Here is a 12,493-nt window from a genome sequence, read left to right as displayed (position 1 = left end):
CGCACTGCGTTAGTGACCTGCAAGGCGTGCGTTAAGTTTCGCCGGTTGCCCGGGGTTTTAATCTGCGGGCATCTGCCGTATTTTTTGTGCCCCGCCGTATGACTTATCTGGAGACGCAATGGACATGCCCTCAGCTCAACAGGCAATTGCCTGTAACAAGGACGCTTGGGATCAATCTGCCAGCCTGCATAAAACCACCGACACCTGGCACGCGATGCTCAAGCGTGTCGGCAATGCGGGTTTTTCCTGCCTGGACCCCACCATTACCGGGGTGCTGCAAGACATCGGTGTCGCCGGCAAGGACGTGGTGCAACTGGGCTGCAACAACGGTCGTGAAAGCTTGTCGCTGTTCGCCCTGAACGCACGCTCGGTGGTGGGGGTGGACCAATCCGCGGCGTTTCTCCAGCAGGCGCGTGAGCTTGCCGAGGTGTCGCCCCATGCGCCTGAATTTATCGAAAGCGATATCCACCACTTGCCGCAGCGTTTGCATGAGCGCTTCGACATCGCGCTGGTCACCATCGGCGTGCTCGGCTGGATGCCGGATGTGGCGCTGTTCATGCGCCATGCCGCCAGCACGCTGAAGCCCGGCGGGACGCTGGTGATGTATGAAACCCATCCGTTTCTCGAAGTGTTCGACCCCAGGGCGCAAAACCCGTTGTTGCCGGCCAGCTCGTACTTTCAGCGCGAGCCGTTTGTGCTGCAAGAGTCGATTGTCTATGAAGGCCGGGGCGCGTTAGCCGGGCCGACGTCGTACTGGTACGTGCACACCTTGGGCGACCTGGTGAACGCCGCGATTGGCGCCGACTTGCAGATCAGTCACTTGCAGGAATATGCACACTCCAATCGCGAAGAACTCTACGACCAGTACGAGCACCAGCCGGCGCAATTGCCGCTGTGCTTTACCCTGACCGCCACCAAACGGCCAGCCTGACCCGGTGGTGTCCAGGCAAAAAAAAGCCCGCGAAGACAGGCGGGCCAAGGGATTCACTGGAGTAGGTAGGCCTCACCTTATTGCGTTGAAAGTGAAGGCGTGGTGAAAACGCTGTCGCAATTTCGGATGGCCTACGGTTCAGGCGCGCCGTATGAAGCTGCGCATGGTCTGGCCTGCACCCGTCTTGAATGAGACTGGCCTGGGCATGCCTTCATCCGCCGCGATGAACACAAATGTATCGCCTTCGAGGCGGTAGCTGGCCGGCAGGTGTTTGCCGGCGTCTTCTCCGATGGAGTCCACCCAGGTGATGCTTTTGGGGACGGTAGTGCCGTCGAGGAAAAACTGGCCCTCCAGCAACACCTCACCAGAGAGGGTCTTTACTTCGAAACGGTCGCCGGTGATTAGGGTAATTGCCCCCGGAGCACTGTGCGCATCGGGGGGGTTGAGTACGCCATTGTCCTCCAGCGAGGTTTGTTCCCAGGCTCCTTGGAGCGCTTGAACATCTGGGTCTGAAATGGCTGACATACAAATTCCTTTTTGCTGAAGGGTTAATTGCCGGCTGGCATGGAGGATGCTGGGTTTTTTTCCTGTCTTATGCGAAGCGCATGTAGGAACAGTCCTACTGTCTTTAGACAGCTTTTCACAATTCTTGGTTAACTTTTAGTTACAGAATATGGCTAAATAACTGTCAGTGGCCATGGAACTGCTTGTCATCAAGCCGCTCCTGGTGCCTGTCTGTGAATTGTGATTTCAGTTGCTGCTATCCATCCTCGTCCGTCGTGGGCACGCAGGAGCAGCCTGTTCTCTACTGACGTGTGACGAAACCCCTTGAAACTGATCATTGTTGTCCTCTATGTCGCCTCCATTGCGTATGTACACCTGCGTGGCCGGGTTCGACACAAACTGGGTCGCCAACTGAGTGATCATTCGACCTTCCTGGCACCCATCAACTGTTTTCTGTATCTGTGCTCCAAACTGCCCGGCCGACCGTATCTTTCGACCAGCGATTTCCCCGACCTGAGCCCCTTGCAGGAGCACTGGGAGGAGATTCGTGAAGAGGGCCAGAACCTGATGCGAGCAGGGGCGATCAAGCGTTCCGACCAGTACGATGACGTCGGCTTCAACTCGTTTTTCAAGTCGGGCTGGAAGCGGTTCTACCTCAAGTGGTATGGCGACAGTCACCCGTCGGCAATGAACCTATGCCCGCGTACCACCGAGTTGGTGCAGAGCATCGGTTCGATCAAGGCCGCGATGTTCGCCGAGCTGCCGCCGGGCTCCAAACTGGTGCGCCATCGCGATCCCTACGCCGGGTCCTACCGTTATCACCTGGGCCTGGATACGCCGAACGATCCGGGCTGCTACATCAACGTGGACGGGGAAAACTATTACTGGCGCGACGGTGAGCCGGTGATGTTCGACGAGACCTTTATCCACTACGCCGAAAACGTTACGCAGCAGAACCGCCTCATCCTGTTCTGCGATGTCGAGCGCCCGATGAAGTACCGCTGGGCGGCGGCATTCAATCGCTGGTTCAGCCGCACGGTGATGGCGGCGGCGGGTTCGCCCAACGACTCGGGCGACAAGACCGGCGGGCTTAACCGCGCGTTTACGCAGCTGTACAAGATCCGCCTGCGCGGCAAAGCGCTAAAAAAACGCAACCGCACGCGTTATTACCTGGAAAAATGGGCAATTTTCGCGGCCTTGGCGCTGATCTTTGTGCTTATCTAAAGCTCGCTCCGGGCGCCTTCACTGCGGTGGCTGGGCGCCCAATTTGTGCCACATTTTCTTGCTGATCTTCTGCCGATGGGCATAACCCGCCCACGGGTCTTCCTTCAGCCCCTGCAAGCGTTGGTGCAGATTAGCCACCGTCCACTGCTGCGCGCCGCGCAATTGCGGCAATTCCTTGCGACTGACCGGCACCGACACCGGCAGCCCTGGGCGTGCCCGTACCGAATACGCCGCAACGGTGCTCGCGCCCCGTGCGTTGCGCAGGTAGTCGATAAAGATCTTGCCGACACGGTTTTTCGGCCCGGACGTGGCGGTAAAGCGCTCGGGCAATTGCTGGGTCATGAATTGGGCGATGGCCTTGGCGAACGCTTTTACCGTTTCCCAACCGTCCCGACGCGCCAGCGGCACTATCAGGTGCAGACCTTTGCCGCCGCTGGTTTTGACGAATGCTTCAAGGCCCAGATCGTCCAGTACCGACAAGGTCAGTTGCGCCGCTTCCAGCATGCTTTTCCAGGGCAGCGCCGGGTCCGGGTCGAGGTCGAGTACAAACAGGTCAGGGGTCTCGATCTTGTCCGAGGTGGCGCCCCAGGTATGGAATTCGACGCTACCCATTTGCACGGCGCCGACCAGGGCCTGGGTGCTGTCGATCTCCATCAGCCGCGCATGGCCGGGGTCCAGCGCGGCTTCCAGTTGCTTGATATGGGGAATCGCCAGGCGCTCTGAGTGTTTCTGGAAGAACTGCTCGCCCTCGATGCCTTCCGGGGCCCTGAGTAAAGACACCGGGCGATGGCGCAGGAAGGGCAGGATCCATTCGCTGATACCTTCATAGAACTGCGCCAATTGCTGCTTTTGCGTGCCGCTGTGTGGGTCGATCACCCGCTCAGGATGGGTGATCTTCAAAGCGCTCCTGGCTTGAGGGGCTTTCACGGATTCTGCCACCTGCGGCTGCTCGTGCACGATCTGCGCGGCCGGCTTATCGCTGCGCATGCCCATAAAGGCGGCATGGCGCACCACACCTTCACGGGTCCACTCGGCAAACTGCACTTCGCCGACCAGCGTCGGTTCCACCCACTGCACGCCTCGCGCCTGGGCACTGGTCAAGGCTTTGTGCAAAGGGGAGGTCGTGCGGGCCCGCGCCTTGAGCTGCGCGTAGATAGTGTCGAGCGAGGCCTGATCAAAACCGGTGCCCACGCGCCCGGCGTACCTCAGCCCGCTGTCGTCATTCACCGCCAGCAACAAGGCGCCAAAACCGCTGCGCGAACCCTGGGGGCGGGTATGCCCGACGATCACGAACTCCTGTCGCAACCGGCATTTGAGCTTGATCCAGTCGGCACTGCGCGTGGATGTGTAGGGGCTGCCCATGCGTTTGCCGATCACGCCTTCCAGGGCGAGGTTGCAGGCACTCTGCAAAATGTCCTGATGATGGGCAGTGAAGGCTTCGGAAAACCGCAGCAGTTTACTTTTGCTACCGGCCAGCGCGGCCTTGAGTTCGGCCCGTCGATCTTCCACGGGCGCCTGGCGCTGATCGCGGCCCTCCAGAAACGGCGCATCGAACAAGTAATAGACAAGGTCCAGGCTGCGGCCGCTGTCAAAGGCATTTTGCAGGGCCTGGAAGTCCGGTAACCCTTCAGGGTTGAGGCTGACCACTTCGCCATCCAGCCAACTGTCCTTGAGCTTGAGAGCGTGAAGGGCCTTGACCTGGCGGGGCAGGCGCTCGGTCCAGTCATGGCCGTTGCGGGTAAACAGCCGGACCTCGCCGTCGCGGATACGCGCCAGCATGCGGTAGCCATCAAACTTGATTTCGTACTGCCAGTCGCCGTCGGGTGCGCGGTCTACCAGGGTTGCCAATTGCGGGGTGAATTGCTCAGGCACAGCAGTGGCTTTTTTTTGCTTGGTTTTCGCATAGGCCTTGGCCTTGGGGGGCGCGATGGAGGCATCGCTGAGCACACTTCCCGGCTCGGCCTGCACGATGTCGTAGTCGGCAGCGGGGCGGGCCTGTTGGTCGTTCTCTTTGATCAGCAGCCATTGTTCCTTGTCCCCGCTGCCTTTCAAGCGGGTGCGCACCAGTGCCCAATCTCCCGAGAGTTTTTCGCCCACCAGCGTGAACTTGAGTTTGCCGGCGGCGTAGGCCTTGTGTGGGTCGTCATGGGGTTGCCAGACTCCACGGTCCCAGACAATCACATCGCCAGCACCATATTGACCGGCCGGGATGCTGCCTTCGAAACTGCCGTAGCCCAGTGGGTGGTCTTCGACGTGCACCGCCAGGCGTTTCTGGCGAGGGTCGAGGCTGGGGCCCTTGGGCACGGCCCAGCTTTTGAGCACGCCGTCGAGTTCCAGGCGAAAGTCATAGTGCAGGTTGCGCGCGTCGTGCTTCTGGATCACGAATGACAGCGCCGACACCTTGCGCTTGCCGGTGGGCGCTTTGCCCGAAGGTTCTGCGGTGATCTTGAAATCACGCTTGCGGTTGTATTCATTCAGGGGCTTTGTCATGGGGTTCTCCGCGTGCTGGCGGGCTCAAGAGGCCTTTTTCTTGGTGGTTTTCTTCGCCGCCGGCTTACCGGCCAGGCTGCGCTTGAGCAGTTCGGTCAGGTCGATCACGTCGGCCGACTTGCGCTCTTCGCTGCCCTCCTGGGATTCCACGTCTTCGATCTTGCCGGCCTTGGCCTTCTTCGCCACCAGCGCCATGATTTTTTCCTGAAAGCTGTCGCGGTAGTCCTCCGGCTGCCAGTCGGCGCTCATGTCTTCCACCAGCCGCTTGGCCATGTCCAGCTCACCCTTGGCCAGGGACGGCTTGGTCACGTCGCTGCCCAGTTCCAGTTCATCCAGGCTGCGCACCTCGGCGGGCCAGCGCAGCATCACCAGCACCAGAGCCGAGTCCAGCGGCATCAGCGCCGCGAGATGCTGCTTGGTGTGCAGCACCACATTGGCCAGGGCGACCTTGCGGGTTTTCTTGAGGGTTTCCCGTAGCAATGCGTAGACCTTGCCACCGCGTTTGTCCGGCGCGAGGAAGTAAGGCGTGTCGATGTTCTGCAAGGGGATCTGGTCGCTGGCGACAAAGGCGATGATGTCGATGGTCTGGGTGGATTTGGGGTGGGCCGCACGAATCTCTTCTTCGCTGAGCACCACATAGCGACCCTTCTCGAACGCTACGCCCTTGACGATGTGCTCTTTGGTGACTTCCTTGCCAGTGGTCTTGTTGATGCGCTTGTAGCCCACCGGGTCCATGCTGCGCTTGTCCAACCAGTCGAAATCCACGCCCTGGGCGGACGTGGCCGAGACCAGTGACACCGGGATATGAACCAAACCGAAGCTGATGGCGCCTTTCCAGATAGCCCGTGGCATATGAGCGATTCCTTGATCAGAGACTGTGTTCGGGTGACTCGCAGGCGCTGGAAAAAGTTTCCCCGGACAGATGCGCGGACAGATCGTGTTACACCTGATGAGGAAGTATTTAGTTACCAAAGCCGAACCCCAGGCGTAGCGTGGTATCGAACGCAGGTACTCCTCGCCCCCGAGAGGCTTTGTCATGATCACCCGAGTGCATCAACTTGCAGCGCTGGCGTTGGGCCTGGCACTTGCAGCCACCGCCCAGGCGCAGAACTTGCCTGGCAGCAACAGCACTAACAACGGCCCCATCCACCGGGCCAACCCCAACAGCATGCAGGGCACCCAGCCCAATGCGCCGGCGATTCGCGGCACCCAGACCGTGCCGACCCCGCGCACGCCGACCCTGGAAAACGGCGGCATCGGCAACCGCTATCCCCAACGCGAGGCCGCGCCCAGTCGCCCGGCCACCGAGACCAAAGCCCCCACATTTGATGCCAACGGCAATCGCCGGTAAGGACTTGTCTTATGTTTATACGCAAAACCCTGTTAGCCGTTATGTGCGCGACGACCCTGACCACGGTTTACGCCGCCGATTCGCAGCAATTTCCCAGTGAGCAAGGCAGCCTCAGCGTCACGGCGGTCGCCAAAGGCCTGGACCACCCCTGGGCCGTGGCATTTCTGCCGGACCAGCAAGGTTTCCTGGTGACCGAACGCCCAGGCCATCTGCGGGTTGTCAGCCCGGACGGCGAGCTCTCGGCCCCTCTGAGCGGGGTGCCTGAGGTGTGGGCCAAGGGGCAGGGCGGTTTACTCGATGTGGTGCTCTCGCCTGATTTCAAAGAGGACCGCACGGTCTACCTGTCGTACGCCGAAGGCGGCGGCGAAGGCGCTACGGCCGGCACGGTGGTGGGCCGTGGACGGTTGGCAGCGGACCTCAGCGGCCTGAGCGATTTCAAAGTCATCCTGCGCCAGGAGCCGAAGCTGTCCACCGGCAATCACTTCGGCTCGCGCCTGGCCTTTGACCAGAATGGCTACTTGTTCGTGACCCTGGGCGAAAACAATGACCGGCCCACCGCCCAGGACCTGGACAAGCTGCAGGGCAAGGTTGTGCGGATCTACCCCGATGGCCGCGTGCCGGATGACAACCCCTTCGTCGGTCAGCCGGGCGTACGGCCCGAGATCTGGTCCTACGGCCAACGCAACCCGCAGGGCCTGGCGCTGAATCCCTGGAGCGGCACGATCTGGGAAAACGAGCACGGGCCACGAGGCGGTGACGAGATCAACATCATCGAGCGGGGCAAAAACTACGGCTGGCCCCTGGCGACCCACGGCATCAACTACTCCCTGACAGCGATCCCGGAGGCCAAGGGCAAGACGGCGCAAGGCACCGTGGCGCCTCACCATGTGTGGGAGAAGTCACCCGGCATCAGTGGCATGGCGTTTTATGACAGTGACCGCTTCAAGGCGTGGCAGCACAACGTGTTCATCGGCGCGCTGGCCAGCCAGGAACTGATCCGGTTGCAGTTCGACGGCGACAAGGTCATCCATGAGGAGCGTTTGCTGGGCGGTTTGAAGGCGCGCATTCGCGACGTGCGGCAGGGGCCGGATGGCTACCTGTATGTGCTGACGGATGAAGACCGCGGCGTTCTGTACCGTGTCGGGCTGAATCAGGACTGAAGGGTGGCGTCCAGCCCCCACAGCCCTACGTCATTGTCGGTATCAGGCGATTGTATGACGCAATGAGGCTATTTTTGCGGTCGGCATGCCGCGTACTGTGACCCGTCATTAAGAAATGATGATCGCCTGACCCTCCAGTCAGTACGTTTAATGTCGATCACAGAGAATAAAAACAACGATGAATAGCCCGATTTCCAAGGATTCAAACGGCCAACTGGCGCAAGGCTTCAAGCCGCGCCATGTGACCATGCTCTCGATTGCCGGGATTATCGGGGCGGGGCTGTTTGTCGGCTCCGGCCACGCGATTGCGGCAGCGGGGCCGGCGGTGATGCTGGCCTATCTGTTTTCCGGGCTGCTGGTGGTGCTGGTCATGCGCATGCTGGGGGAAATGGCCGTGGCCAATCCGGACACCGGCTCCTTCTCGACCTACGCCGACCAAGCCATCGGCCGCTGGGCCGGGTTTACCATTGGCTGGCTGTATTGGTGGTTCTGGGTGCTGGTGATTCCCATCGAAGCCCTGGCCGCCGGGCATATCCTCAATCAGTGGTTCCCGCAGATCGACGCTTGGCTGTTTGCCTTGTTGTCGATCTTTTTGCTGGTGATCACCAATTTGTTCAGCGTCTCCAAATACGGCGAGTTCGAGTTCTGGTTTGCCATGGCCAAGGTCATCGCGATCATCGGGTTTATCGGCCTGGGCGGTGCGGTGTTGATGGGCTGGATACCCGAGCGCGAAGCCAGCGGCTTGAGCCGTCTGATGGAAGATCATGGCGGTTTCGCGCCCAACGGGCTGTCTGCGGTCGTCGGTGCCTTTATCACCATCATGTTCAGTTTTATCGGCACTGAAGCCGTCACCATTGCCGCCGCCGAGTCCAGTAACCCGGCGCAGAACATTGCCCGGGCGACCCGTTCGGTGATGTGGCGCATCGGTGTGTTCTACGTGCTGTCGATCTTTGTGGTGATTTCCGTGGTGCCCTGGAATGACCCGCTGTTGGCATCGGTCGGCTCTTATCAGCGCGCGCTGGAGCTGATGAACATACCCCATGCCAAATTGCTGGTGGACGTGGTGGTACTGATCGCCGTGGCCAGTTGCATGAACTCATCGATCTACATTGCTTCGCGCATGTTGTATTCACTGGGCAAGCGTGGAGATGCGCCAACGCTGATGAAAAAGACCTCAGCGGCCAGTGTGCCACGGGCCGCCGTGATCGCCAGTACGGTGCTTGGGGCAGGTATGACCTTGCTCAGTTACTTCATGCCGGCGGGCCTGTTCCAGTTTCTGCTGGCCAGCTCGGGGGCCATTGCGTTGCTGGTGTACCTGGTGATTGCCGTATCGCAACTGCGCATGCGCAAGATCCTGCAAAGCCGAAACATCGCACTGACGTTCAAGATGTGGTTGTTTCCGTGGCTGACCTGGGTGGTGATCGTGTTCATTTGCGCGGCCTTGGCGGTGATGCTGTTGAGCCCCGAACATCGCCTTGAAGTGTCGTCGACCATCTGCCTGGCGTTGCTGATTTCCCTGGCCGGCGTGATCACGGCGCGGCAACCCGAGCGGGTGCAGAAACCGATAGCGGTCGCCTCGCGCCCATGAAAGTCCGGCCCGTCACCGCTGTTGTGTTTGTGCTGCTGGATCAGTTCACCTTGATCTCGTTGGCGTCTGCAGTAGAACCGTTGCGCATGGCCAATCAACTCTCGGGTCAGGAACTCTATCGTTGGCACACCGCCAGTTGCGACGGTAATCCCGTGTGGGCCAGCGATGGCATGCCGATCACGCCCGACGGTTCCATAGCCAGCGTACCCTCGGCCGATATCGTGTTTGTGTGCGGCGGAACGGGTATCCAAAGCACCGTCACCCGCGAACTGGTGAAGTGGCTGCGTACCCAGGCGCGCTATTGCAGGCAACTGGGTGGCATCTGCACCGGCAGCTGGGTGCTGGCGCAGGCGGCGCTGCTCGACGGTTTTGAGTGCAGCGTGCATTGGGAATGGCTGGCAGCGATGCAGGAAGCCTTTCCACGGGTAACCGTCAGCGCCAGCCTGTTCACCCTCGATCGAGATCGTCTCACCAGTTCCGGGGGCACCGCGCCCATGGACATGATGCTGCACCTGATCGGCCGTGAGCATGGGCACGAGCTGTCGGCGGCCATCTCCGACATGTTCGTGTACGAGCGTATGCGCAATCAGCAAGACCATCAGCGCGTGCCCCTCAAGCACATGCTGGGCACCCAGCAACCGAAGCTGCAGGAAATCGTCGCGTTGATGGAGGCCAACCTGGAAGAGCCGATCAACCTGGATCAGTTGGCGGCATATGTGGACCTTTCACGCCGCCAGCTGGAGCGAATGTTCCAGAAATACCGGCACTGCTCACCGTCGCGCTACTACCTCAGGTTACGGCTGATCCGCGCGCGTCAGTTGCTCAAGCAAACCCCCATCTCCATCGTCGAACTGGCGGTGCTCTGTGGCTTTGTGTCCACCCCTCACTTCTCCAAATGCTACCGCGAGTATTTTGGCGTGCCGCCCAGCGACGAGCGGCTGGTGACGGCCAGCGAGCAGGGTGTAGGTACGAAACCGACCCTGCCCGTCGTGCCGGTGCCCATGCCGATGAGTGCATTGGATCAGGCACGGGGCGAGGCGACATTTGCCAGTGTTAAAAACCTCAAGTCCTGAGCGTTGTCGAGCGCCAGCCTTGCGTTAAAGGCTGACACATGACTCTGTGCTGTGCTTTACCCTCAAGTTTCCCGCTGCCCGGCCGATGAAACACTTAGCGTTGCGAGCTTTCTCCCTCGATGTACGCCCATGCTTCAGACAGCCTCACCCATAACAATTAAAGAGGGTAGCCATGACCATTTTACAAAGGGTGATCGGGGGCTTTGCCGTGCTTGTGCTGTTGCTGCTGACAATGGCCGGGATCAGCTATCAAAGCACGCATTCCATCAGCGAGCGCCTGGGCATTATTACGGGCCAATCGGCGCCGTTGAGTCGGGCCGCCAGTGAGTTGTACGTGCACATCCTGCGCGCGAACCAGGCGTTGCTGGCCATACTGATCAGCAACGATCTCAAACAGATCGACGCTGGCAAGCAACCGTTCACTGACAGCGTTGACCAGTTCAATCGTTTACTCGAAAGCACCGCGGTGTATGTCGTCGACCGGGACGAGCTGAAGGCCAGTCTCGCTCAACAGCGTCAGTTAGTGAATGCCTACACCGAACAGGCGCAAGCCCTGATGGCCTCGCATCGTGAGCATGTGCAGCAGCTCGCGCTGACGCGTGTGCTGCAAGGTTACAGCAGTGGCCAGGGTTCGCAGTTGACGGGTTTCTTGCGTGACGAGATTGCTCGTGCACGCGGTGCCGGCGACAACCAACAGGTCGCGGCAGCTGAAAAGCTGCTGTTGGAAGTCAATAAATCCTATGACGGGCTGGCTGCCCATGCCGCGACGCCCGCCATCGAGAACCTGCAACGGGTGCTGAACCTGCAGGACGAGGTCATCAGCACACGCCTGCAGGCGTTATTGGCCGTGGACCCGAGAGGTGGACGGATTGCTGCCGTGATGGTCAATCGTCTGCTCACGGACCTGACCGGAGCCGACGGTGTATTCCATGCCTACCAGGCAGAGGCAAAACTGGGCGCCCAGGTCATGCAGCAACGCAATACGGTGGAAGCCGCACTGCAATCGACCCTTGGCAAGATTGGCGAGTTTGGCAGCCAATCCCTTGAGGTCGCCAATCAAGCCCGGGACGCTGCCAACGCCACCATCGGCACCAGCCGCAGCCTGTTGTTGATCGCTTGTGTACTGGCGGTGCTCGCCGCTGTGCTGATCGGGCTCTGGGTGGCTTTCAGCCTGCGCCGGCCGCTGGCCGCGTTTCGCGAGGTGCTCAAGCAACTGACGGCGGGTGATATGCGCGTCAGTTTCGACGTCTCGCGCAAGGATGAGTTTGGAGAGCTGGGCGGTTACCTGAACGAGCTGACCATTGCCCTGCGCAAAACCTTCCGCGAGTTGATCAGCTCCGCCGATGCCCTGGCGACCACGGCAGACAACAATGCCCTGAACAGTGAGCAGACCACCCGTGTGGTCGATGAACAAAAAGACCGGCTGCAATCGGCGGCCTCGGCCATGACTGAAATGGAAAGCACCGTGGAAGAGGTTGCACGGCGCGCCCAGGACACCCGCAAGGCGGTGGATGACACCAGTGACCTCACAGATGAGGTGCAGGAGCGTGTGGCCGAGACCATCGACAATATCCGGCGTCAGGCGGAGCAAGTAAACAAAGCCACGGAGGTCACCGACGAGTTGCAGAAGTACGGCCACACTATCGAGGGCATCGTGGTTGCCATCCGTACCATCGCCGAACAGACCAACCTGCTGGCGCTCAATGCCGCCATCGAAGCCGCGCGTGCGGGCGAGCAGGGCCGAGGTTTTGCCGTGGTTGCCGACGAGGTGCGCTCCCTGGCGAGTCGCACCCAGTCCTCAACCAGCGAAATCCAGGACATGATCGGCCGGATGCAGGAAACGATTCACTCCGTCGTCCAGGTGATGAACGAAAGTCAGGTGCAATCGAGCCAATGCGTGACCCTTGCCTCCGGTGCGGGGCAACTGCTGCACTCGATGAGCGCGGCGGTGGGCACGATTCGCGACATGAATATTCAGATCGCCGCCGCCACCGAGCAGCAGAGCGCCACCGTCGCGGAGACCAGTCGCATGGTCATCCAGATCAATGACTCAGCACAGCAGACCGCGCAAGGTGCCGAAGAATCGGCCAGCAGCAGCCAGCGCCTGTCGAGCATGGCCAAAGTGCAGCGTGAATTGCTTCATCAATTCAGCGTTTGATCCTCAGGAGCAAG

General features: G+C 60.3%; 10 protein-coding genes. 7 read left to right on the top strand and 3 right to left on the bottom strand.

Annotated elements, in window-relative coordinates; translation table 11 throughout:
• The first annotated feature begins 118 nt into the window (after positions 1–118).
• Entirely contained in the window at positions 119–931 is an 813-nt protein-coding gene (locus tag AOA60_RS02980) for a bifunctional 2-polyprenyl-6-hydroxyphenol methylase/3-demethylubiquinol 3-O-methyltransferase UbiG (RefSeq protein WP_099583124.1), read from the top strand.
• A 138-nt stretch (positions 932–1,069) separates the two neighbouring features.
• Here AOA60_RS02980 and AOA60_RS02975 read toward each other — a convergent pair whose 3' ends face one another.
• The gene (locus AOA60_RS02975) at positions 1,070–1,456 is read right to left on the bottom strand and encodes a TIGR03067 domain-containing protein (RefSeq protein WP_099583123.1); all 387 of its coding nucleotides are present in this window, start codon (positions 1,454–1,456) and stop codon (positions 1,070–1,072) included.
• Between the two features lie 303 nt (positions 1,457–1,759).
• Here AOA60_RS02975 and lpxO point away from each other — a divergent pair, with 303 nt between their 5' ends.
• Entirely contained in the window at positions 1,760–2,659 is a 900-nt protein-coding gene (gene lpxO, locus AOA60_RS02970) for a lipid A hydroxylase LpxO (RefSeq protein ID WP_099583122.1), read from the top strand.
• A gap of 18 nt (positions 2,660–2,677) precedes the next feature.
• Here lpxO and ligD read toward each other — a convergent pair whose 3' ends face one another.
• Together ligD and AOA60_RS02960 are read right to left on the bottom strand one after the other, a co-directional pair.
• Positions 2,678–5,149 carry a DNA ligase D gene (gene ligD, locus AOA60_RS02965; RefSeq protein ID WP_099583121.1) on the bottom strand — a complete coding sequence of 824 codons (2,472 nt, stop codon included), beginning with the start codon at positions 5,147–5,149 and terminating at the stop codon, positions 2,678–2,680.
• 24 nt (positions 5,150–5,173) lie between these two features.
• Positions 5,174–6,001 carry a Ku protein gene (locus AOA60_RS02960; protein WP_099583120.1) on the bottom strand — a complete coding sequence of 276 codons (828 nt, stop codon included), beginning with the start codon at positions 5,999–6,001 and terminating at the stop codon, positions 5,174–5,176.
• Between the two features lie 184 nt (positions 6,002–6,185).
• On the opposite strand from AOA60_RS02960, the gene AOA60_RS02955 reads away from it, so the two are divergent.
• The 5 genes from AOA60_RS02955 to AOA60_RS02935 all read left to right on the top strand — a co-directional run bounded on the left by AOA60_RS02955 (position 6,186) and on the right by AOA60_RS02935 (position 12,479).
• Positions 6,186–6,500, top strand: a complete 315-nt coding sequence (locus AOA60_RS02955; RefSeq protein WP_099583119.1) for a hypothetical protein — start codon at positions 6,186–6,188, stop codon at positions 6,498–6,500.
• Positions 6,501–6,511: 11 nt separating this feature from the next.
• Positions 6,512–7,660 (top strand): PQQ-dependent sugar dehydrogenase, encoded by a 1,149-nt coding sequence (locus AOA60_RS02950; protein ID WP_099583118.1) that lies wholly within the window; start codon positions 6,512–6,514, stop codon positions 7,658–7,660.
• A 178-nt stretch (positions 7,661–7,838) separates the two neighbouring features.
• Positions 7,839–9,248, top strand: a complete 1,410-nt coding sequence (gene gabP / locus AOA60_RS02945) for a GABA permease (protein ID WP_099583117.1) — start codon at positions 7,839–7,841, stop codon at positions 9,246–9,248.
• Positions 9,245–10,321 (top strand): GlxA family transcriptional regulator, encoded by a 1,077-nt coding sequence (locus AOA60_RS02940; RefSeq protein WP_099583116.1) that lies wholly within the window; start codon positions 9,245–9,247, stop codon positions 10,319–10,321. The genes gabP and AOA60_RS02940 overlap by 4 nt, the downstream gene beginning before the upstream one ends.
• Positions 10,322–10,493: 172 nt before the next feature.
• Positions 10,494–12,479, top strand: a complete 1,986-nt coding sequence (locus AOA60_RS02935) for a methyl-accepting chemotaxis protein (RefSeq protein ID WP_099583115.1) — start codon at positions 10,494–10,496, stop codon at positions 12,477–12,479.
• Positions 12,480–12,493: the final 14 nt, after the last annotated feature.

It is taken from the genome of Pseudomonas sp. 2822-17 (genome assembly GCF_002742485.1).
GTDB classification, from domain to species: domain Bacteria; phylum Pseudomonadota; class Gammaproteobacteria; order Pseudomonadales; family Pseudomonadaceae; genus Aquipseudomonas; species Aquipseudomonas cyclaminis.
Note: the sequence above shows the minus strand (reverse complement) of the source record. Positions and strands in the feature narration are given on the sequence as shown.